This window comes from Massilia sp. MS-15 (assembly GCF_020176695.1).
Classification (GTDB): Bacteria; Pseudomonadota; Gammaproteobacteria; order Burkholderiales; family Burkholderiaceae_D; genus Telluria; species Telluria hydrophila.
In genome coordinates, this window is sequence record NZ_JAIWIA010000009.1 from 193,373 (window position 1) to 216,366 (window position 22,994).

A 22,994-nucleotide genomic window follows, 5' to 3' on the forward strand; every position below is an offset into this window, starting at 1 on the left:
CTCAGGCACCTTCGGTTTCTTTTTTCTTGCGGGACTTCGGCATCGAGACGAAGTGCGTCGAGCCCTGTTTCTTCTTGCCGAACAGCGAAGCATCGCTGACGCCGTCCGAACAGCCGTTGCCGAACGAGAAGCCGCACGAGCCTTTCTCGTTGAAGCTGTCCTCGGCCATCTCCTTGTGGCTGCTCGGGATCACGAAGCGGTCTTCGTAATTCGCGATCGCCATGATGTGGTACATGTCCTCGACCACCGCCTTGCTCAATCCAACCTGGCGCAGCACGTCGAGGTTCTCGACCCCGTCCACCGACTTGCCGCGCATGTAGGCGCGCATCGCCAGCATGCGGTCCAGCGCGGTGACCACGGGCGCTTCCTTGCCCGCGGTGAGCAGGTTGGCCAGGTAGCGCACCGGGATGCGCAGGCTCTGCGTATCCGGCAGGATGCCGTTCATGCCCATCTTGCCCGACTCGGCGGCGGCCTGGATCGGCGACAGCGGCGGGATGTACCAGACCATCGGCAGGGTGCGGTATTCAGGGTGCAGCGGGAAGGCGATCTTCCATTCGACCGCCATCTTGTACACCGGCGAGCGCTTGGCCGACTCCAGCCACGAATCCGGGATGCCCTGGCGGCGCGCTTCGGCGATCACCTCGGGATCATGCGGATCGAGGAACAGGCCGAGCTGCGATTCGTACAGGTCCTGCTCGTCGGCCACCGAGGCGGCTTCCTCGATGCGGTCGGCGTCGTACAGCAGCACGCCGAGGTAGCGGATGCGGCCCACGCAGGTTTCCGAGCAGACGGTCGGCTGGCCGGCCTCGATGCGCGGATAGCAGAAGGTGCACTTCTCGGCCTTGCCCGAAGACCAGTTGTAATAGATCTTCTTGTACGGGCAGCCCGAGATGCACATGCGCCAGCCGCGGCACTTGTCCTGGTCGATCAGCACGATGCCGTCGTCCTCGCGCTTGTACACCGAGCCGGACGGGCAAGACGCCACGCAGGCCGGGTTCAGGCAGTGCTCGCACAGGCGCGGCAGGTACATCATGAAGGTGTTCTCGAAGGTCGAGTACATCTCCTTCTGGATGTTGTCGAACAGCTTGTCCTTGCTGCGCTTGGCGAATTCGCCGCCCAGGTCGTCCTCCCAGTTCGGGCCCCACTCGATCTTGTCCATCTTCTTGCCGGTCAGGACCGAGACCGGACGGGCGGTCGGCGGCGTCTCCGACAGCGGCGCGTTCTGCAGGCGCTCGTAGTCGTAGGTGAAAGGCTCGTAGTACTCGTCGATGGCGGGCAGGTTCGGATTGGCGAAGATGTTGGCCAGGATCTTCAGGCGGCTGCCCTGGCGCGGCTCGATCTTGCCGCCGGCGGTGCGCTTCCAGCCACCTTGCCACTTTTCCTGGTTTTCCCATTCCTTCGGATAGCCGATGCCGGGCTTGGTCTCGACGTTGTTGAACCACGCGTACTCGACGCCGTCACGGCTGGTCCAGACGTTCTTGCAGGTCACCGAACAGGTGTGGCAGCCGATGCACTTGTCCAGGTTCAGGACCATGCCGATTTGTGCTCTGATCTTCATAATGTTTCCTCGATTTTCCTCATGCGCCCTTGGGAGCCGGCGTCAGCGCCAGCGCGGGTTCGCGTGCTTCTTCCCGCACCGGGGTCCGGGGTTGCGACCGGGCCGGAGCGCGCTCGAGCTGCTCGTCGCCGTTCGGACGCGATTCGTCGCGCGGGCCTTCCATCCAGTTCACTTCGTGCATCTTGCGCACCACCACGAATTCGTCGCGGTTCGATCCGACCGTGCCGTAGTAGTTGAAGCCGTAGGACAGCTGGGCATAGCCGCCGATCATGTGGGTCGGCTTGGTCACCGCGCGGGTCACCGAGTTGTGGATACCGCCGCGCTTCTTCGACGTTTCCGCGCCCGGCACGTTGACGATCTTTTCCTGGGCGTGGTACATCAGGGTCATGCCCTCCGGGACGCGCTGGCTGACCACCGCGCGGGCGGTCAGGGTGCCGTTCACGTTGAACACCTCGATCCAGTCGTTGTCCACGATGCCGGCGGCCTTGGCGTCGATTTCCGACAGCCACACGTGCGGACCGCCGCGCGACAGGGTCAGCATGCGCAGGTTGTCCGAATAGGTCGAGTGGATGCCCCATTTCTGGTGCGGGGTGATCCAGTTCAGCGCCAGCTCCTTGTTCCCGTTCGGACGCTTGTTCATGATCGCTTCGGTGGTCTTGGTGTTGATCGCCGCCTTGTACACGCACAGGCCTTCGCCGAAGTCGCGCATCCACAGGTGATCCTGGTAGAACTGCTGGCGGCCGGTCAGGGTGCGCCATGGGATCATCTCGTGCACGTTGGTGTAGCCCGCGTTGTAGCTCACTTCTTCGCTTTCCAGGCCGGACCAGGTGGGCGAGGAGATGATCTTGCGCGGCTGGGCCTGGACGTCGCGGAAGCGGATCGTGTCGTGCTCGCGCGGGATCGCCAGGTGGGTGTGGTCGCGGCCAGTCATCTTCGACAGCGCGTCCCAGGCCTTCACGGCGACATGGCCGTTGGTCTCGGGCGCCAGCGTCAGGATCATCTCGGCGGCATCGATCGCCGTGTTCAGGCGCGGCTGGCCCTGCGACACGCCTTCCTCCTGCACCGTGCGGTTCAGGCCGCGCAGGACGTCGACTTCATGCCCGGTCTTCCAGCCGATGCCCTTGCCGCCGTTGCCGGCTTTTTCCAGCAGCGGACCGACCGAGGTGAATTTCTTGTAGATGTCGCTGAAGTTGCGCTCGACGACGGTCATGGCCGGCATGGTCTTGCCCGGCACCGGTTCGCATTCGCCCAGGCGCCAGTCTTTCGGATCGAAAGGCTGGCCCAGTTCGCCCGGCGTGTCGTGCATCAGCGGGGTCAGGACCAGGTCCTTGCGGGTGCCCAGGTGGGCGCCGCCGATCTCCGAGAACTTGGCGGCCAGGCCCTTGTAGATCTCCCAGTCGGACTTCGATTCCCACAGCGGCTGCACGGCTTCGGACAGCGGGTGGATGAAGGGGTGCATGTCCGAGGTGTTCAGGTCGTCCTTCTCGTACCAGGTGGCGGTCGGCAGCACGATGTCGCCGTACAGGCAGGTGGTCGACATGCGGAAGTCGAGCACCACCAGCAGATCGAGCTTGCCTTCCACGGCCGGGCGCACCTTGATGTCGCGCGGCGTGATGCAGTCTTCCTCGTCGCTCATCAGGGCGTTCTGGGTACCGAGCAGGTACTTCAGGAAGTACTCGTGGCCCTTGCCGGAGCTGCCCAGGATGTTCGAACGCCAGACGAACATATTGCGCGGGAAGTTGGCCGGATTGTCCGGATCGTCGCAGGAGAAGTTCAGCTTGCCGTCCTTGATGCGGTTCACGGCATATTGCACCGGGTCCTGGCCGGCGGCTTCCGCGGCGCGGGTCACTTCCAGCGGATTGGTTTCCAGCTGCGGCGCCGACGGCAGCCAGCCCATGCGCTCGGCCTTGGCGTTGTAGTCGATCAGCGCCATTTCCTCGAGCTTGCCGTCGGCCGTCGGGCACAGGATCTCGGAGGTGTGCAGCTTCTCGTGGCGCCACTGGCTGGTGTGGGCGTAGAAGAACGAGGTCGAGTTCATCTGGCGCGACGGGCGGTTCCAGTCGAGCGCAAAGGCCAGCGGCGTCCAGCCGGTCTGCGGACGCAGCTTTTCCTGGCCCACGTAGTGGGCCCAGCCGCCGCCGCTCTGGCCGACGCAGCCGCACATCATCAGCATGTTGATGATGCCGCGGTAGGTCATGTCCATGTGGTACCAGTGATTCAGGGCGGCGCCCACGATCACCATCGACTTGCCGCGGGTGCGGTCGGCGTTGTCGGCGAATTCGCGCGCCACGGTGATCACGTCCGCCGCTTTCACGCCGGTGTGCTTCACCTGCCAGGCCGGGGTATAGGGGACGTCGTCGTCGTAGCTCTTGGCGGCGTTCGGGCAGATGCCGCGGTCGACGCCGTAGTTGGCCATCGACAGGTCGTACACGGTGGCCACCAGGGCGGTGCCGCCGTCGGCCAGGGTGATTCTCTTCACCGGCACGTTGCGCAGCAGGAGGTCGTCGGCGTCGGTACCGCCGAAGTAGGGGAAGCCGACCGGCACGATGTCGTCGCTGGCGTCGATCAGCGACAGGCGCGGATCGATCGGGGTGCGGCTGCCGCCTTCCTTCTGTTCCAGGTTCCACTTGCCGCTCTCGCCCCAGCGGAAGCCGATCGAGCCGCTCGGGGCCACGATCCGGCCGCTGGCCCCGTCGATGACCAGGGTCTTCCATTCGGGGTTGTTGGTCTCGTCCAGGTTGTTGGCCAGGTGCGAGGCGCGCAGGAAGTAGTCCGGCACCAGGGTGCCGTCGCGTTCCTTGAGCATCACCAGCATCGGGAAGTCGGTGTACTGCTTGGCATAGTCGCGGAAGTAGGCGGATTTGCCGGTGGCGTGGAATTCCTTCAGGATCACGTGGCCCATGGCCATCGCCAGCGCGGCGTCGGTACCCTGCTTGGGGGCCAGCCAGATGTCGCCGAACTTGGCCATCTCGCCGAAGTCGGACGACACGGCGACGGTCTTGGTGCCCTTGTAGCGCACCTCGGTGTAGAAGTGGGCGTCCGGGGTGCGGGTCATCGGGACGTTCGAGCCCCAGACCATCAGGTAGGTCGAATTGTACCAGTCGGCCGATTCCGGCACGTCGGTCTGTTCACCCCACACCTGCGGGCTCGATGGCGGCAGGTCGCAGTACCAGTCGTAGAAGCTCATGGCGACGCCGCCGATCAGGCTCAGGTAGCGGGTGCCGGCGGCATAGCTGACCATCGACATCGCGGGAATCGGCGAGAAGCCGATGATGCGGTCCGGGCCGAACTTGCCGATCGTGAAGGCGTTGGCGGCGGCGATGATTTCATTGACTTCGTCCCAGGTGGCGCGCACGAAGCCACCCTGGCCACGCACCGCCTTGTAGGCGCGGGCGCGTTCCGGGTCCTGGCTGATGTATTCCCAGGCGCCGACCGGATCGCGGGTCAGGCGCGCTTCGCGCCACATCTGCATCAGGCGGCCGCGCACCATCGGGTGCTTGACGCGCTGGGCCGAGTACACGTACCAGGAATAGCTGGCGCCGCGCGGGCAGCCGCGCGGCTCGTGGTTCGGCAGGTCGGGACGGGTGCGCGGGTAGTCGGTCTGCTGGGTTTCCCAGGTGATCAGGCCGTTCTTGACGTAGACCTTCCAGCTGCACGAGCCTGTGCAGTTGACGCCGTGCGTCGAGCGCACGATCTTGTCGTGCTGCCAGCGCTGGCGATAGGCGTTTTCCCAGGTACGGTCCTCCTCGACCACGGCGCCGTGGCCGTTCGAAAAGGTTTGCTTGGCTTTGCCGAAGAACTTCAGGCGGTCCAAAAAGTGGCTCATGGTTTCTCCATCGGTGCGCTCCTCGAGCGCAATCACCTTGCGGTGCGGTTACAGTGCGTTCAGCTGAGGCCAGTGTAGGGTTCCAGCCCCGCGCCGGGTATTCGCAGGAAGTCGGTGCGCGACCAGCATCGGGACTAGTCGCGCCTAGTCCTTTCGGACTAGCAGGGCATGTCCGCATCCTTGCGTGCATAGAACCACCAGGTGATGGCGATGCAGGTCGCGTAGAAGCCGATGAAGCACCACAGGGCGGCGCCGGGGCCGCCGGTCAGGGCGATCGAGGTGCCGTAGCTCTTCGGAATGAAGAAGGCGCCGTAGGCCGCCACCGCCGAGGTGAAGCCGAGCACGGCGGCGGCTTCCTTGTTGGCATTGGCCACGGCCAGGGCCTGGTCGCCCGGGCGCTTGCCGGCCGCGCGCTGGTGCAGGGTCAGGAAGATCACCGGGATCATGCGGAAGGTCGAGGCATTGCCGACGCCGGTGCAGGCGAACAGCACCATGAACATCCAGAAGAAGCCCCAGAAGCTGCCCGGGTTGCCCGCGGCCGGCAGGAATTCCAGCACGCCCAGCACGGCGGCGATCATGGCCACGAAGGTCCACAGGGTGACGATGGCGCCGCCCAGGCGGTCCGAGATCCAGCCGCCGGCCACGCGCGCCAGGGCGCCGACCAGCGGGCCGAGGAAGGCATACTGGAGCGGGTTTACGTCAGGGAACAGGGTCTTGGTCAGCAGCGGGAAGGCGGCCGAATAGCCGATGAAGGAACCGAAGGTGCCGACATACAGCCAGCACATCAGCCAGTTGTGCTTGCGCTTGAAGATCACGGCCTGCTCGGCGAACGAGGCCTTGGCCGAGGCCAGGTCGTTCATGCCGAACCAGGCGGCGATGGCGGTCAGCGCGATGAACGGAGCCCAGATGAAGCCCGCGTTCTGTAGCCACATCTGCTTGGTCTCTTCACCCTTGATCCAGGTCTGCGGGTCGCCGCCGAACACGGCGGCGGTGATCACCAGCGGCACCACGAACTGCACCGCCGAGACGCCCAGGTTGCCCAGGCCGGCATTCATGCCCAGCGCATAGCCCTTCTGCGACTTGGGGAAGAAGAAGCTGATATTCGCCATCGAGGACGCGAAGTTGCCGCCGCCGAAGCCGCACAGCAGGGCCAGCACCAGCATGGTCGGGTAGCCTGTGGTCGGATCCTGCACGGCGTAGCCGATGCCGACCGCCGGGATCAGCAGCGATGCGGTGGAAATCGCGGTCCACTTGCGGCCGCCGAAGACCGGCACCATGAACGAGTAGAAGATGCGCAGGGTGGCGCCGGACAGGCCCGGCACCGCCGCCAGCCAGAACAGCTGGTTGGTGCTGTAGGTGAAACCGATGTTCGGCAGGTTCACCACGACCACGCTCCACACCATCCAGACCGCGAAGGCCAGCATCAGGGCGGGGATCGAGATCCACAGGTTGCGGTTGGCGGTGGACTTGCCACGGCTTTCCCAGAAGCTCGGCAGTTCCGGCTCCCAGGTCGAAATGAGGTAACGGCTCACGTTGTTCTCCTGTTATTGTCGAAAGGGCTGCTCAGGCGGCGCGCTTGAGCGGGGTGGGTTGGGTGGCCGGCGCATCGAGGCGCTGTGGCTTGAACGAGTAGTGCATCCACACCAGCGATACGCAGACGGTGCCGTAGAGCAGCATGAACGAGCTGGAACGGATGCCGGTCAGGTCGACGATGGCGCCGAACATGATCGGCAGGATGAAGCCGCCCAGGCCCCCGGCCAGGCCGACCACGCCCGAGACGGCGCCGATGTTGTCGGTGAAGTCGTCGCCGATGAACTTGAAGACCGAGGCCTTGCCGATCGCCATGGCCACGCCGACCACGAACAGCAGGACCGTGAACAGGACCGGGCCGAGGCCGAAGGCCAGCTCGGCGCTGCCGCCGACGGTCTTGACCGACATCGTGGTCTGCGGGTAGGACAGGATGAAGAAGCACACCCAGCACACCCACATCACCCACCAGGTCACCTTGTAGGCGCCGTACTTGTCCGAGATCCAGCCGCCCAGCGCCCGCAGCACGCCGCCGGGCAGCGAGAAGCAGGCCGCCAGCAGGGCGGCGGTCTTGAGGTCGAAACCGTATTCGCCGACGTAGTACTTGGTCATCCACAGCGCCAGGGCGACGTAGCCGCCGAACACTACCGAGTAGTACTGGCAGTAGCGCCACACGCGCGGGTCCTTCAGCACCGACAGCTGCTGGCGGAAGGTGACGCCGTCGCCGCTGCTGTGCGCCGGATTGGAGTAGGACAGGAACCAGAACAGCAGGGCGGTGCCGAGCATCAGCGCCGCGTAGACCTGCGGCAGTGCCTGCCAGCCCCAGGCGGCGATGATGGCCGGGGCCAGGAACTTGGTCAGCGCCGAGCCGGAATTACCGGCGCCGAACACGCCCATGGCGAAGCCGCGGCGCTCCTTGGCGAACCAGCGCGCCACGTAGGGCGTGCCGACCGAGAACGAGCCGCCGGCCAGGCCGACGAACAGGCCAAGGACCAGGAAGTGCCAGTAGGCGGTGGCATAGCCGATCAGCCAGATCGGCAGCACGCAGGCCAGCATCAGGGAGAAGAACACGATGCGTCCGCCGAAGCGGTCGGTCCAGATCCCGAGCGGCACCCGGGTGAGAGCGCCGCTCAGCACCGGCGTGGCGATGAGCAGGCCGAACTGGGTCTCGTTCAGGCCCAGCTGGGACTTGATCGGGATCCCCAGCACGGCGAACATCATCCAGATGGCAAAGCAGATGGTGAAGGCGAACGTGCTGCTCACCAGGACCGATATCGGTCGTTTGTCGGTTCCCATTATTTCCTCCTTGTTGGTAGGACGCGATACTGGGAAGCCTAAGGTTTGCAGGCCCGCTCTACCATTGGCCGGAGGGCTGGCGGCGGCGGGGAAATCGGCCTAGCGGCGCCCCGCCGGAGGGACTAGCGGGCGGCGCCGGGACTAGTCACAAGGAGCTAGGAGCGCCGTTCAGGCGAGCAGTTCGCCGAAGGGAAGGTAGGGAACGAGGTCGCCGTGCGCGATGGCGCGGCCAGGCGCCCGTACGGCCAGGCCGTCGGCCTGCACCAGCGAGTGCAGCAGGGCCGATCCTTGCGCTCCGACCGGCTCCAGCAGGCCGCCGGTACCAACCCGCACGCGCAGGAACTCGGTACGCGCGTCGGGATGCGCGCAGGCGAAACCGGCGCGCATGGCGAGCGCCTGCTGCTGCACCAGGACCACGCCCTGCATGCGCAGGATAAAGGGCCGCGCGAACTGCACGAAGGCCACGAAGCTGGCCACCGGATTGCCGGGCAGGCCGATGAAATGCGCGCTGCCGCCGCCAGCGCGGCGCAGGGCGCCGAAGGCCAGCGGCTTGCCCGGTTTCATGGCGACTTTCCAGACCTCCAGCGCGCCCTCGGCGCTGACAGCCGCCTTGACGTGGTCTTCCTCGCCGACCGACACCCCGCCGGAGCTGATGACGAGGTCGTGCCCGGCGGCGGCCTCGCGCAGGGTAGCGCGGGTGGCGTCGAGCCGGTCGGGCACGATGCCGAAGTCGGTGGTCTCGCACCCGAGCGCGTGCAGCAGGGCGCCCAGTGCGTAGCGGTTGGCGTTGTAGATCTGCCCCGGGGCCAGCGGCCCGCCCGGCATGGCCAGTTCGGCACCGGTGAACAGCATCGCCACCCGCGGCCGGCGTATCACGCGCAGTTGCGCCAGGCCGGCCGCCGCGGCGTACGCCAGTTCCTGGGGCCGCAGGCGCGTCCCCGCGACAAGCAGCACGCTGCCGGCGCGGATGTCTTCGCCGCGGCGGCGCACGTGCTCCCCGGACGTGGGCTGGCGCAGGAAGGCGACGCCGTCCGCCCCGATGCGGCAGTGTTCCTGCATGACCACCGTGTCGGCCCCGTGCGGCAGGGGCGCGCCGGTAAAGATGCGCGCGGCGCTGCCGGGCGCCAGCGGCATGGCCAGGGCGCCGGCCGCCACCCGCTGGCCGACCGGCAGCGGCGTGCCCGGGCGAACATCCGCGCTGCGTAGCGCGTAGCCGTCCATCGCGGCGTTGTCGGTGGGCGGTACGTCGATCCCGGCGTAGATCGACTCGGCCAGCACCCGCCCGCCGGCGGCGAGGGTAGCGACGCTGTCGGCCTGGGTGATCGGGGTGGCGTGGGAGAGCAGCTGGTCGAGGGCTTCCTGTACGCTGAGCATCGGGGTGGTCCTTGTGTGGGTGAACACGGCATTCTCGCCACGCCCCGAAACCCTGCGCAATATGCCGGAATGACGAGCCGGGCTGGCGGAAGTGCTACACCGGCGGCCCAGGCAGTGTAGGATTGCGCCAACCGATTCATTACCGTAGCGCTACAGCATGCCCAGTAAACTTACGGCCGAGCAAGTCCTTGGCATCCTAGACATCGCCGACAATGCCATCGTGTCGATCGGCGAAGACCAGCGCATCGTGTTCTTCAACCAGGGTGCCGAGCGGATCTTCGGCTGGCGCCGGGAGGAAGTACTTGGCAGGGAACTCGAGATCCTGATGCCGGAACGCTTCCGCGCCGGCCACGGGCGGCACATGGCGGGCTTTCACCAGGGACCCACCACGGCGCGCCGGATGGGCGAGCGCGGCACGATCTACGCGGTGCGCAAGGATGGCACCGAGTTTCCGGCCGAAGCCTCGATCTCGCGCCTGAAGTCCGGCAGCGAATGGCTGCTGACGGCGATCCTGCAGGATATCTCGGAGCGCCGCGCCTACGAGCGCGAGCTGGAGGCCCAGAAGGAAAAGGCCGAGGCCGCGGTGCGGGCGAAAAGCGCCTTCCTGGCCAACATGAGCCACGAGATCCGCACGCCCCTCAATGCCGTGATCGGCATGACCAGCCTGCTGCTGAACACGGCGCTCGACGAAGAGCAGCGCGACCATACCGAGACCATTCGCAACAGCGGCGAGGCGCTGCTGTCCATCATCAACGACCTGCTCGATTATTCGAAGATCGACGCCGGCCGCCTCGACCTCGAGCACCAGGCCTTCGAAGTCCGGCGCTGCGTCGAGGATGCGCTCGACCTGGTGGCGCCCGGCACCGGCGGCAAGCAGATCGAGCTGAGCTGCATGATCGATCCGGCGGTGCCGGCCACCGTGATGGCCGACGCCACCCGCCTGCGCCAGATCCTGGTCAACCTGCTGTCGAACGCGGTCAAGTTCACGCATAGCGGCGAGGTGCTGATCGAGCTGAGCGCCGACCAGGCCGAAGGCGAGCGCACCACCCTGCATTTCACGGTGAGCGACACCGGGATCGGCATCCCGCCGCATCGGCTGGAGGACATCTTCGACTCCTTCACCCAGGTCGACGCCTCGACCACGCGCCAGTATGGCGGCACCGGGCTGGGGCTGACCATCAGCCGGCGCCTGGCCCAGATCATGGGCGGGACCCTGACGGTGGAGAGCGAACTGGGAAGCGGCTCGCGCTTCGTGCTGTCGATCCCGGTGCAGGCCGTGGCCGGTGAGCGCGCCGGCGACCTGCTGAAAGCCCAGGCGGCGGGCCTGGACGGCCGGCGCGTGCTGATCGTGGACGACAACCCGACCAACCGGCGCATCCTCATGCGCCAGGCCCTGTTGTGGGGCATGGTGCCCTCGGCCGCGGCCTCGGCGGCCGAGGCGCTGGACCTGGTCCAGCATGGCCACGGCTTCGACCTGGGCGTGCTCGACATGCACATGCCCGACGTCGACGGGCTGGGCCTGGCCGCGGCCATCCGCAAGACCGAGCAGGGCCGTGCGCTACCGCTCATCCTGTTGACCTCGATCGGGCTGCGCCTGCACGCCCCCGATGCCGGCGGCGATGGCGACGCGCTGTTCGCCGCACGCCTGAACAAGCCGGTCAAGCCCGCGGTGCTGCTCGAGGCGCTGCTGCGCGCGCTGGGCCAGCGCAAGCAGGCCACGGCGCCGGCGCAAGCAGCGCCGGTGGCTGCCCAGGGCAATATCGAGATCCTGGTGGCGGAAGACAATGCGATCAACCAGAAGGTGATCCGCCAGCAGCTGCGGCGCCTGGGCTACCGGGCCGACGTGGTCGGCAACGGGGTCGAGGTGATCGAGGCGCTCGAGCGCCAGGATTATGGCGTGATCCTGATGGACATGCAGATGCCCGAGATGGACGGCATCGAGGCGACCCGCCGGCTGCGCCGCCGCTTCACGGGTGCCAGCGCCCCCTACATCATCGCGATGACCGCCAACGCGCTTCCCGGCGACCGCGAGCGCTGCCTGGAAGCGGGCATGGACGCCTACCTGCCCAAGCCGGTGATCCTCGACGACCTGAGGGTGGCGCTGGCGCTGGGCATCGAACAGGTGCAGGGACGCGGGCGCATGGCGCTGGTGCTCGATCCGGCGCGCCTGGGCGAGCTCGACCCCGACGGCGACGGCGAGCTGGCGGCCGAACTGGGCGCGGCCTTCGCCGACGAAGTCCCGGGCCTGCTGGAGAAGGCGCAGGCGGCCGTGCGCGCGCAGGATGCGGCGGCGCTGGCCGCGGTCGCGCACTACCTGTTGTCCAGCATCGACATCATCGGGGCGCAGCGCATGCGCCTGCACTGCATGCACCTGGAACTGCTGGGCAGGGCGGGGAACCTCGACGGCGCGCAGGAAGAACTGGCCGCGCTGGCACGCGAGTTCGACGCGGTGCGCGCAGCCTTGCGCGCCAGCCGCGGAGGGGAAGGGCGGAGCTAGCGCTCGTTGCCGGCGCCGAGGCCGTTTTCGACGGCAAATACGGCGGCCTGGACGCGGCTGGTCAGGCCCAGCTTGCGCAGCACGTTCTGGACGTGGATCTTGACCGTGCTCTCGGCCAGGTCGAGCACCCGCGCGATGAGCTTGTTGCTTTCGCCACGCGCCAGGCAGGCCAGGATCTCGCGCTCGCGCGGGGTCAGCTTGTCGAGCTCGGACACCGGCGCGCTCGGCTTGGCGCCGCCGCGCTGGACGTGGGCGAACAGCTTGCCCGCCAGTGCTTCGGCCAGGACCGATTCGCCGGCCGCGGCGCGTTCCACGGCGCGGATCAGGTAGTCGGCGTCGATGTTCTTGATCAGGTAGCCGCGCGCACCGGCCTGCAGCGCCGCGGCCAGGTCGTCGGCCTCTTCGGACACGGTCAGCATCAGCACCGCGGCCTGGGGCCGGTCCTGCAACAGCAGCTGCAGGGTTTCGACGCCCGACATGCCCGGCATGTTCAGGTCGAGCAGGATCACGTCCGGCTGCAGTTGCAGGGCGCGCTTGACGCCCTCGACGCCGTCGGCCGCTTCCCCCACCACCTCGAAGCGCGGGTTGCGCTGGAGCAGCGAACGCACGCCGCTGCGGAACAGGGTATGGTCGTCGATCAGCAGGACACTGGTCTTGTCGGTGTTGTCACTCATTCATTCCTTCCTCTCGTTCATGGCTTCACGCCGCGCGCCGCTGCCCCTGGGGCAGGTGCAGGCTGACCGTGGTGCCGGCGCCAGGGCACGACTGGACGTCCAGGTCGGCATGGATGCGCTGCGCACGCTCGCGCATGATGTGCAGGCCGACGTGGGTATCATCCATGGCGGACCCGGCACTGGCATCGAAGCCGATGCCATTATCCCTGATTGAAAGCAAGAAGTCCTCCCCATCTTCGATCCGTACCTGCACCGCATCGGCCTGGGCGTGCTTGCGGATGTTCGACAGGGCTTCCTGGGCAATGAACAAGAGTTGTAATTGTTGCTCACGAGACATGGGTGGGCCACCCGGTCCGAGGGCGCGGAATTCGGCAGGGATCCCGGTCTGGTCGGAAAACTTCTTGACCGTCTTGCGCAGCCCCGCCTGCAGGCTGTCTTCCTCCAGGCGGCTGCGGAAGTTCAGCAGCAGCTCGCGCACATCCTCGTAGCTTTCCTTGACGCCCGCCCGCAGCGCCGGCACGATGGCGGCGGCGTCGGCGGTCTTTCCGGCGGCCAGCGAGTCGTCCAGCATCTGCACCTGCAGGTTCAGGAAGTTCAGTCCCTGCGCGATGCTGTCGTGCAGGCCGCGCGCGACCAGGTTGCGTTCTTCGGAAATGGCCATCTCGCGCTCGCGCTCCGCCAGCCGCATGTTCTCGATCGCCACCCCGAGCAGGGCCGCCACGGTGTCGAGCAGCCCGCGCTCGCGCGCGGAAAAACCGCGCGCCTGCCGGAAGTGCAGGCTGAACATGCCCAGTTGCTGGTCCTGCGCGCAGATCTGGAAGATCGACACCGTCGCGATTCCCTCGCGCGCGCACTGCAGCTGTTCGCCGCCGGGCAAGTCGCCGAGCCGGTGTACCACCGAGATCTTCTTGACCGCCGCTTCGCCGCACAGGCAGCTGCCGAACTTCATGCAGCGCTCGGATTCCACCATCTCGGCCGACAGGCCGGCGTGGACCACCAGGTGCACGTTGGCATTGTCGGCGTCGACGATGCGCACGGTACCGCCGTCGGCCGCGAAATAGCTGGAGATGCGCGCCAGGAAGCCCTCGCACATGGTCTCCAGGGTATGGCGTTGCTGGAGGTAGGAGGCGCAGTCGTACAGCAGGCCGAGTTCGCGGTTCTTGTCTTCCAGGGTGGCGGTCTTCTCGCGCACCTTGTCTTCCAGGCTGCCGTAGAGCTGCTCGAGGCGGTCGGCCATTTCGTTGAAGCCGGCCGCAAGCTGGCCGAATTCGTCGCGGCTTTCGACCGCCAGGCGCACCCCGAAATCGGACTCGGCCATGCTGCGCATGCCGCCGCGCAGGCGCATGACCGGATCGACGATCAGGCCGAACATCAGGTACACCAGGGCCACCGTGCCGCCGATCGCCATCGCCACCAGCGCCAGCTGGGAGGCGCGCAGCCAGAAGGTACGCAAGGCATTGTCCTGCTCGATGAGGGCGACCAGCCGGTCGATCTCGGCAACAAAGCGCTCGACGTGCCCATCCAGCTGCTGCTGGGCGTCCTGGCGCGCCGCACCGCGCGCCGCGTGCGCCTGCAGCATCAGCGGCCGCATGTGCCCGTTCCACTGGGCCAGCACATGGCGGAAAGCGCCGCGGATGGCGCGCGAGGGCGGCAGGCCGAGGGGGCGCTGGGGATCGCCCCGCTCCACCAGCAGCAGGATCCTGTCGATCGCGGCGATCTGCTCCGGCACCTTCGCACTCGACTCGGACTGGCCGCCGGCCTGCTCGCGCGCCAGCAGCAGCGTCAGGCGGTAGGTGTGGCGGCGCAGGCTGCCGGTCTCGTTGATCGCCGCCGCAGCCCCTTCGAGCTGCCAGGACAGCCACAAGGTGCTGCCGATGGCGACCAGGGCCAGCAGCAGGAAGCCGATCAGGACGCCGACGATCTTGGTCGACAGGCGCTGGCCGGCAATCAGGCTGCGGCAGCCTCGCAGGCCCATCATGCGCACAGCCGTTCCGGCGTCGCCGCGACCGGGTCGACGATGCTGAGGAATTCCTGCTTGCGCGGCGAGTAGGCCAGCAGGGTGCCGCTGCCGAGGTCGAAATACCAGCCGTGCAGGGCCAGCTTGCCGGCTTCGACGCGGCGCCTGATCCAGGGGTAGGTGAGCAGGTTGTCGAGCGAGTGCAGGATGCTCGCCAGCTCGGCCGCGCGGCACTGCTGCTCGTGCTGCTTGTGGTGCAGTTCGCGCAGGACGCTGCGCCGCACCGGTTCGGCGATGCGCATCCAGCGCGCGACGAAATCGGTCTCCTCGGTCACGCGGGCGGAGGACATCAGCGCGCGGATGCCGCCACAGCCCGCATGCCCGAGCACGATGATGCGCGCGACCTCCAGCCCGCATACCGCGAACTCGATGGCGGAACTGACGCCGGGCGGGGCGTCCGGGGTGCAGGGCGGCACCAGGTTGGCGATGTTGCGCACCACGAACATGTCGCCCGGGTCGCAGCCGGTCAGCAGCGCCGGATCGACGCGCGAATCGCAGCAGCCGATGACCAGGGTGCCCGGGTGCTGGCCCTGGCGCAGGCTGTCCAGCGCGGCGGGCTCGCTCAGGTACTGTTTCTGGAAGCGGGAAAACCCGCGGATGAATTTTTCGATGTCTTCCATGTCAACCACCGGTCTGGGCCATGAATCGGATAATCTTCTCGGGTCGTTCGCTGAACTCGTGGCGCTCCGGTTTCAGCTCGATCGCCTGGCGGATGGCCGCTTCGAGTTCGGCGTCGGAGGCGCCGCCGCGCAGCAGGGGGCGGAACTCGAAGCGTTCTTCCTGGCCGAGGCACAGGTAGAGGGTGCCATCCACCGACAGGCGCACCCGGTTGCAGGTGGCGCAGAAATGCTGCGACATGGGAGTGATGAAGCCGATGCTGGCGCGGCCGTCGCGGGTGGCGAGGTAGCGCGCCGGCCCGCCGCCCAGTTCTTCCGCCTGCGGCACCAGGTCGAAGCGCGCGACCAGGCGCTCGCGCACGACGCCCAGGTCGAGGAAGGATGCATCGCGCCCGGTGGCGCCCATCGGCATGACCTCGATCAGCCGCAGCATGAAGCCATTGGCGATGCAGAACTCGGCCATCGCCTCGATCTCGCCGTCGTTCACGCCGCGCATCGCCACCATGTTGATCTTGATCGGATCGAAGCCGGCGGCCTTGCCCGCCATGATGCCTTCCATGATCTGCGGCTGGCTGTCGCGCCCGGTGATGCGGTGCATGCATTCGCGGTCCAGGCTGTCGAGGCTGACGTTGATGCGGCTCACGCCTGCCGCCCGCAGCGCCCCCGCATGGTGCGCCAGCCGGGTGGCGTTGGTGGACATCGACAGGTCCTCGATCCCAGGCAGCGCCGACAGGCGCCGCGCCAGGCCGGTCACGTCGCGGCGCAGCAGCGGTTCGCCGCCGGTCAGGCGCAGCCGGCGCGTACCGAGGCGGGCGAAAGCGCCCACCAGGCGTTCCATTTCGTCGAAGGTGAGCCAGTGCTCCGGCTCCTCGAAGCCGCGAAAGCCTGCCGGAATGCAGTAGGTGCAGCGGAGGTCGCAACGGTCGGTCACCGACAGCCTCAGGTATTCAATCGATCTTCCGAACCGGTCGCGCAGCATACGCCCCTCCCATGGTCAAACATGGGTCCATTGTAGGGTTCCACCCCCTTGGCGGCAGTCGGCATGAGGGATTAGCGCGCCTAATCACTAAGAACTAGCCCGGCCATCCGGACGGCCATATTTGACCTGGATCAAGTTTTGTTTTGCAAAACAGCATGTACGATGCACACGCTGTCTCATTGGCCAGCGCCGGCGCCAGGCCGGATTCCTGGCTTGTCGTCTGCTTTTCGTGTTGACGGCTCCGGTCCTCCTTTGCAACCATGTCCCGACCCCATATCGATCCCCGCCAGTTCCTCAAGCGCCTGCCCCTGTTCGCCGACCTGTCCACCGGGCAGCTGGACATGGTGGCGGCGGCGACCACCGAACTGCACGTGCCGCGCGGCCAGGTCATCTTCAAGCGCGGGGATCCCTGTCACGGTTTCCACACCGTCATCTACGGGAACGTGAAGCTGTGCTTCGTCTCGTCCCAGGGCGACGAGAAGGTGATCGAGCTGGTGGGTGCCGGCCAGAGCTTCGGCGAGGCCCTGATGTTCATGGACCGGGACTACATCGTCCAGGCCGAGACCCTGGCCGACTGCATGCTGCTGCACATCGGCAAGGCGGCGATTTACGACGAAATCGAGCGCAACCCGAGCTTCTCGCGCCGCATGCTCGCGGGCATGAGCCGGCGCCTGCACGGATTGATCTCGGACGTCGAAGCCCTGTCGCTGCGTTCGGGCAGCCAGCGCATCGTCGGCTACCTGCTCAAGGACGAACCGGAGGAGGGCGGCGAGATTACGCTGGCCGTCAGCAAGAAGATGATCGCCTCGCGCCTGAACCTCACCCCCGAATACTTTTCGCGCGTGCTGCACGACATGGCCGATCGCGGCATGGTGAACGTTGCCGGCCGCACCATCAGGATCCTCGACATCGAGCGGCTGCGGGCCTACGAGGGCTGAGCCGCGCCAGACCATCCACGCAAGGAAGCACCATGACCCTTCTCACCATCGACGACCCCGTTCCGCCGCAGCCACACGGCGGCCTCGGCGCGCATCCCTTCCTCGCGCTCGGCTTTCGGCCCTTCTACCTGCTGGGCGCGGCCTTCGCCGGCGTCGCGGCGCCGGCCTGGACCGCCTCCTACCTCGGCTGGCAGGGCATGCCGCGGCTCGACCTGTTGTGGCACATGCACGAAATGCTGTTCGGCTTCGTCATCGCCATCGTGATCGGCTTCCTGTACACCGCGGGCCGCAACTGGACCGGGCTGTGGACGCCGCGTGGCCTGCCGCTGGCGGCCCTGGTGGCGCTGTGGCTGGCCGGACGCGCCGCGATGGCGCTGCTGCCGGCACTGCCGGCGGCGGCCGTCGACGTGCTGTTCCTGCCGCTTGCAGGGCTGCCCCTGTACCGGGTCATCCGGCGCTCCGGCAATACCCGCAACCTGGTCATGGTGGTGCTGCTGGCGGTGCTCGCAGCGGCGAACGCCGCCTACCACGCCAGCGTGCTTGGCCTTCTCCCGCTTTCGCCGATGCAGCCCTTGTACGCCGCAATCGTCGCCGTCGTGGTGATCGAATCGGTGCTGGGCGGGCGGGTGATTCCCAACTTCACGGCCAATGCCGTGCGCGGCGTGCGCACGCGCTCGGATCCGCGCCTGGAAAAACTCAGCCTGGCCCTGACGGCGCTTACGGGCCTGGCATGGGCGGCGCTGCCGCTGTCGCTGCCCCTGGCCCTGCTGGCCCTGGCGGCGGCCGTGGTCCAGCTGCTTCGGATGGCGCTGTGGAAGCCGCTGTGCACGCTGCGCCAGCCCTTGCTGTGGATCCTGCACCTGTCGTATGCGTGGATCCCGCTCGGCTTCGTCCTGCTGGCGCTGGCATGCTTCGGACTGGTGCCGCAAAGCGCCGCCGTGCATGCGCTCACCGTGGGGGCGATGGGGGGGCTGATCATCGGGATGATCACCCGCACGGCGCTGGGGCACACGGGCAGGATGCTGCGCGCGGGACGGCCTGAGACCGCGATGTACCTGTTGCTGCAGGCCGGCGTGCTGGCGCGCCTGGTGGCCGCTTTCAGCGACGGCCCGCTGCGCACGGCCGGGCTGGTGGCGGCGACGCTGTGCTGGAGCCTGGCCTTCGGACTGTATTGCCTGCAGTATGGTCCCTACCTGTTCCGGTCCCGCGTCGATGGCCGCGAAGGCTGAACATGCGGGCACGGCGGCGGCGGTCGCCGCGGATGGTCCGCGGCGCGCCGGCAAATGGGAAGCGCGAACAGGGGCAGCGATACGGACGCCTGCAACGGCGCCCGCCGGGACGGCGTCAGGCTTGATACCGGGACGGGATCACCATCCGCTGCAGGAGCCGCAGCACGGCGCCGGGCTGGCTGCCACCTTCAGCAGCGGGAAGCCCGCGCGCGCGACCATGCTGCTGATCTCCTGCGGCGTGGTCAGGTCGTCGTCGTACTGGACGTGCACCCGCGAGCTGCCGGTCGGGGCTTCGACCGCGCGCACGCCAGGCACCCGGCGCAGGACGGCGAACATCTTTTCGGCGGCCGGATGGTCGAGGGCGGCGCTCAATGCCAGGCTGTGTTCCATGCTGATTCCTCCGCGGTGACTGGTGCTTGTGTCCTCGTCTCATGCTAGCGGGGATGGACAGGCGCGTCCTTGAAGCAGTTCAGGTTTTCGGATCAAGCGCCAGCGCTGCTCAGACGGTGCGGGAGTAGGGCATGCGCACCAGCGGCACGCCGGCCTCGCGGCCCAGGTAGCGGTCGAACACCATGCAGATGTTCCGGACCAGGAAGCGTCCCTGGCTCGTCACCCGCAGCCGGCCCGGCTCGCGCACCAGGAGGCCCTGCGCGGCGTAGTCGTCGAGCTGCGCCTGTTCGCGCCCGAAATAGCTGGCGAAGCCGATGCCGTGGCGGCGCTCGAAGGCATCGAGGTCGACGTCGAAGTCGCACATCAGGCGCCCGATCAGGTCGCGGCGCACCAGGTCGTCAAGGCTGAGCCGGATGCCGCGCGCCACGGGGAGCTGGCCACGGTCCAGGGCCGCGTAGTAGCGCCCGAGCGACTTCTCGTTCTGGCAGTAGCTGCCGGCCACCGCGCTGATGGCCGAGACCCCGCAGGACAGCATGTCGGCCTCCGCGTGCGTGGAGTAACCCTGGAAATTGCGGTGCAGCCGGCCGGCGCGCTGGGCCAGCGCCAGCTCGTCGTCGGGGCGGGCGAAATGGTCCATGCCGATATACACGTAGCCGCTGGCGGTGAGGTGGGCGATGCACAGGGCCAGCAGGTCGAGCCGGGTCTGCGCGCTGGGCATGTCTTCCTCGCGGATCAGGCGCTGCGACTTGAACAGCTCCGGCATATGGGCGTAGCTGTACACCGAGATGCGGTCGGGCGCGACCGCGACCACCTTGTCGAGCGTGCGCCGCATCGAGGCCACGCTCTGCTTCGGCAGGCCGTAGATGAGGTCGATGCTGATGGAGCGGAAGCCCTGCGCCCGTGCGGCGGCGATGGCCTCCAGGGTCAGGGACTCGGGCTGGATGCGGTTCACGGCCTGCTGCACCTCCGGGTCGAAATCCTGCACCCCGAGGCTGATCCGGTTGAAGCCCTGGGCGCGCAGCTGCGCGATGCGGGCCGCGTCGACCGTACGTGGATCGATCTCGATGCCGTATTCGCCATCGGCGTCGCCGGCGAAATCGAAACGCTCACGCAGGTGGCGGGTCAGGACCCCCATCTGTTCGCCGGACAGGTAAGTGGGCGTGCCGCCACCGAAATGCAGCTGTTCCACGCGGTTCATGCCCTCGTAGAGCGCGGCCTGCATGTCGATCTCGCGCAGCAGGTAGCCCAGGTAGATGGCGGCCTTGTCGCGCTCGCCCGTGACGATCTTGTTGCAGGCGCAGTAGTAGCACAGCGACTGGCAGAAGGGAATGTGCACGTACAGCGAGAGGGGCGGGCGCGCCGGCGCCTGGCGCCGCGATGCGACCGCGCGGCGGTAGCCATCGCTGCCGAAGTCGGGCGCGAAGCGGTCCGCGGTGGGGTAGGAGGTGTAGCGCGGACCCTGGCGGCTCATGCGTGCGATGAGTTCGCTCGAGGGGAGGGCTGGGACGTCGGGCATGGCTGGAATGGCATTGGTGGTCATGGGTGAACTCGCGTCTGCGCCGATGCCGCGGGAGTCGCGGCCCTGGCTTGCTGAAACCTGCTGATGAAATACAGCTTATGCCTGCCCGACAGGGCCGGCAAGGCAAAAGTGGCCTTGCGCAGGCCAATCCCGGAATTCTTGATCTGGTCCATTAAAAAGAAGTATTGCGTTTGCATGTTATTGCCGGGCTGCTTAGGATGCCGGCGAAAACCTGATTTCTCACGTTGAAAAGGACATTGATATGCATGCGACACGCAAGCTATGGACATGGCTGGCGATCATCTGTGTGGTCTCCTTCTCGGTCCTCGGTTGGGTCGGCAGGGAGATCTACCTGAAAGCGCCACCCATCCCATCCGCCGTCACCAACGGCAAAGGCGAGGTACTGTTCTCGGGCGAACAGATCCAGCATGGCCAGCAGGCCTGGCGCGCCGCCGGCGGACAGCAGCTCGGCACCGTCTGGGGCCATGGCAGCTACCTGGCCCCGGACTGGTCGGCCGACTGGCTGCACCGCGAAGCCCTGGCCCTGCAGGACGCCGTCTCCACGCGCGACTTCGGCCAACCCTATGCCCGGCTCGACACCGCCCGGCGCGGCCAGGTCGACGCCACCGTGCGCGAGGAATTGCGCAGGAACACCTATGATCCGGCTAGCGGCACGCTGGTGCTGTCGACCCTGCGCGCCGCTGCCGTACAGAAGGTGGCAATGCACTACGCCGGCCTGTTCGGCAGCGACAGCCGCTTCGACGCCCTGCGCGAACAGTACGCCATGAAGGCCGGCTCGCTGCCGGAGGAGGCCGACCGCGCGGCACTGACCGGCTTCTTCTTCTGGTCGTCCTGGGCCGCCGCTGCCGACCGTCCCGGCGAGACTGGCTTGAGCTATACCAGCAACTGGCCACACGAACCGCTGGCCGGCAATACACCCACGGCGGGCGCGGGCATCTGGTCGATCGCCAGCGTGATCCTGATGATCGCGGCGATCGCCGCCATGGTCTTCTTCCATGGCATGCACAAGGAAGAAGAAGATCCGCCGACGCCGAAGAGCGACCCGCTCGGAGGCATGCGCATCACGCCCTCGATGCGCGCCACGCGCAAGTATTTCTTTGTCGTGGTCGGCCTGATCCTGGCCCAGGTGGCGATGGGCGTCGTCACCGCCCACTACGCGGTCGAAGGCACCAGCTTCTTCGGCCTGCCGCTCGGCGAGATCCTGCCGTTCACCGTGAGCCGAACCATCCATACCCAGTTCGCCGTCCTGTGGATCGCCACCGCCTGGCTGGCTACCGGCCTGTACATCGCGCCTGCCATTTCGGGCCACGAGCCGAAGTACCAGAAGCTGGGCGTGAACCTGCTGTTCTATGCGCTGCTATTCATCGTGGTCGGTTCGACCGCCACCGGCTGGCTCGGCACGCTGCGCGCGGCCGGCACCGACTACGCGTTCTGGATCGGTAACCAGGGCCTGGAATTCACCAGCATGGGCCGCGTCTGGCAGATCCTGCTGTTCGTCGGCCTGCTGTTCTGGGCGCTGCTGTTAGGGCGCGGCCTGTGGCCGGCGCTGCGCAAGCCCTCGGAAAGCCGCGGCCTGATCGCCATGGTGTTCCTGGCTGCGCTGTGCATCGGCGGCTTCTATGCCACCTCGCTGACCTGGGGCCGCGGCACCCACTATTCGATGGTCGAATACTGGCGCTGGTGGCTGGTCCACCTGTGGGTGGAAGGCTTCTTCGAGGTGTTCGCCACGGCCGTGATCGCACTGCTGTTCACCCGGCTCGGCCTGATCCGCGCGGCCTCGGCCAACAGCGCGATCGTCCTCGAAACCATCGTGTTCCTGTTCGGCGGCATCCTGGGCACCCTGCATCACTTGTACTTCACCGGCACCCCGACCTCGGTGATCGCGCTCGGCTCGATGTTCTCCGCGCTCGAAGTGGTGCCGCTGTCGCTGATCGGCATCGAGGCCTACCGCAACTACCAGCGCAGCAAGGCCGCCGCCTGGGTCCGCAACTATCGCTGGGCGATCCTGTGCTTCATCGCCGTCGGATTCTGGAACACGGTGGGCGCCGGCCTGCTCGGCTTCGCGATCAATACGCCGATCGCGCTGTACTACATGCAGGGCCTGAACATGACCGCCGCCCACGGCCACGCCGCCCTGTTCGGCGTGTACGGGATGCTGGGCATCGGCCTGATGCTGTTCTGCCTGCGCGGCCTGAGCGCCGGCTACGGCTGGTCCGATTCGCTGCTGCGCCCGACCTTCTGGCTGCTCAACATCGGCCTGGCCATGATGGTGTTCATGTCGCTGGTCCCGGCCGGCATCTACCAGGCCCACGCCAGCATCACGACCGGCATGTGGTATGCCCGCTCGGCCGAGTTCGTGCACTCGTCCTTCATGGAAACCATGGTCTGGCTGCGCGTTCCCGGCGACATCGTGTTCGCCTGCGGCACCCTGTTCCTCGGCCTGTTCGCGTGGCGGCTGCTGCGCAGCGGGCGCGACCCGCAGGCGGTGGCGGAAGGAGTGCGCGTACGCGCCTGAGCTTCCTGATCCCGACT

15 protein-coding genes are annotated in these 22,994 nt (G+C 67.2%); 4 read left to right on the top strand and 11 right to left on the bottom strand.

Going from position 1 to position 22,994, the window contains the following annotated elements; all coding sequences use genetic code 11:
• Position 1 precedes the first annotated feature (1 nt).
• The 5 genes from narH to glp form a co-directional block, all read right to left on the bottom strand.
• The gene (gene narH / locus LCI23_RS05880; RefSeq protein ID WP_224945266.1) at positions 2 to 1,558 is read right to left on the bottom strand and encodes a nitrate reductase subunit beta; all 1,557 of its coding nucleotides are present in this window, start codon (positions 1,556 to 1,558) and stop codon (positions 2 to 4) included.
• A 19-nt stretch (positions 1,559 to 1,577) separates the two neighbouring features.
• Complete coding sequence (locus LCI23_RS05885; RefSeq protein WP_307727708.1) at positions 1,578 to 5,384, bottom strand: nitrate reductase subunit alpha; 3,807 nt, start codon at positions 5,382 to 5,384, stop codon at positions 1,578 to 1,580.
• A gap of 158 nt (positions 5,385 to 5,542) precedes the next feature.
• Complete coding sequence (locus LCI23_RS05890) at positions 5,543 to 6,916, bottom strand: NarK family nitrate/nitrite MFS transporter (RefSeq protein WP_224945268.1); 1,374 nt, start codon at positions 6,914 to 6,916, stop codon at positions 5,543 to 5,545.
• 31 nt (positions 6,917 to 6,947) lie between these two features.
• Positions 6,948 to 8,207 (bottom strand): nitrate/nitrite transporter, encoded by a 1,260-nt coding sequence (locus LCI23_RS05895; protein WP_224945270.1) that lies wholly within the window; start codon positions 8,205 to 8,207, stop codon positions 6,948 to 6,950.
• 168 nt (positions 8,208 to 8,375) lie between these two features.
• Positions 8,376 to 9,581 (bottom strand): gephyrin-like molybdotransferase Glp, encoded by a 1,206-nt coding sequence (gene glp, locus LCI23_RS05900; RefSeq protein ID WP_224945272.1) that lies wholly within the window; start codon positions 9,579 to 9,581, stop codon positions 8,376 to 8,378.
• A gap of 157 nt (positions 9,582 to 9,738) precedes the next feature.
• Between glp and LCI23_RS05905 the strand changes: the two genes are divergently transcribed.
• Positions 9,739 to 12,078 carry a response regulator gene (locus tag LCI23_RS05905; protein ID WP_224945274.1) on the top strand — a complete coding sequence of 780 codons (2,340 nt, stop codon included), beginning with the start codon at positions 9,739 to 9,741 and terminating at the stop codon, positions 12,076 to 12,078.
• On the opposite strand, the gene LCI23_RS05910 is transcribed toward LCI23_RS05905, so the two are convergent.
• The 4 genes from LCI23_RS05910 to moaA are packed head-to-tail and all read right to left on the bottom strand — an operon-like array spanning position 12,075 to position 16,365.
• Positions 12,075 to 12,752 (bottom strand): response regulator transcription factor, encoded by a 678-nt coding sequence (locus tag LCI23_RS05910; protein WP_224945276.1) that lies wholly within the window; start codon positions 12,750 to 12,752, stop codon positions 12,075 to 12,077. The two genes, LCI23_RS05905 and LCI23_RS05910, sit on opposite strands and share 4 nt — an antisense overlap.
• Before the next feature lie 25 nt (positions 12,753 to 12,777).
• Positions 12,778 to 14,730 carry a type IV pili methyl-accepting chemotaxis transducer N-terminal domain-containing protein gene (locus LCI23_RS05915; RefSeq protein WP_224945278.1) on the bottom strand — a complete coding sequence of 651 codons (1,953 nt, stop codon included), beginning with the start codon at positions 14,728 to 14,730 and terminating at the stop codon, positions 12,778 to 12,780.
• On the bottom strand, positions 14,727 to 15,389 hold the full coding sequence (locus tag LCI23_RS05920) for a carbonic anhydrase (RefSeq protein ID WP_224945280.1): 663 nt from the start codon (positions 15,387 to 15,389) through the stop codon (positions 14,727 to 14,729). Before LCI23_RS05920 ends, LCI23_RS05915 begins: the two co-directional genes overlap by 4 nt.
• A gap of 1 nt (position 15,390) precedes the next feature.
• Positions 15,391 to 16,365: a GTP 3',8-cyclase MoaA gene (gene moaA / locus LCI23_RS05925; protein ID WP_224945282.1), complete on the bottom strand. Its 975-nt coding sequence runs from the start codon at positions 16,363 to 16,365 to the stop codon at positions 15,391 to 15,393.
• A gap of 260 nt (positions 16,366 to 16,625) precedes the next feature.
• Here moaA and LCI23_RS05930 point away from each other — a divergent pair, with 260 nt between their 5' ends.
• Positions 16,626 to 17,303: a Crp/Fnr family transcriptional regulator gene (locus tag LCI23_RS05930; protein WP_224945284.1), complete on the top strand. Its 678-nt coding sequence runs from the start codon at positions 16,626 to 16,628 to the stop codon at positions 17,301 to 17,303.
• Positions 17,304 to 17,335: 32 nt separating this feature from the next.
• Positions 17,336 to 18,532 (top strand): NnrS family protein, encoded by a 1,197-nt coding sequence (locus tag LCI23_RS05935; protein ID WP_224945285.1) that lies wholly within the window; start codon positions 17,336 to 17,338, stop codon positions 18,530 to 18,532.
• Positions 18,533 to 18,670: 138 nt separating this feature from the next.
• Here the strand turns inward: LCI23_RS05935 and LCI23_RS05940 are convergent, their stop codons facing one another.
• A complete protein-coding gene (locus LCI23_RS05940) occupies positions 18,671 to 18,922 on the bottom strand; it encodes a heavy-metal-associated domain-containing protein (RefSeq protein WP_224945286.1) in 252 nt (83 codons plus the stop codon).
• A gap of 109 nt (positions 18,923 to 19,031) precedes the next feature.
• Positions 19,032 to 20,462, bottom strand: coding sequence for an oxygen-independent coproporphyrinogen III oxidase (gene hemN / locus LCI23_RS05945; RefSeq protein WP_224945287.1), 1,431 nt, complete (start codon positions 20,460 to 20,462; stop codon positions 19,032 to 19,034).
• Positions 20,463 to 20,703: 241 nt separating this feature from the next.
• Between hemN and LCI23_RS05950 the strand changes: the two genes are divergently transcribed.
• Positions 20,704 to 22,977 carry a nitric-oxide reductase large subunit gene (locus LCI23_RS05950; protein WP_224945288.1) on the top strand — a complete coding sequence of 758 codons (2,274 nt, stop codon included), beginning with the start codon at positions 20,704 to 20,706 and terminating at the stop codon, positions 22,975 to 22,977.
• Positions 22,978 to 22,994: the final 17 nt, after the last annotated feature.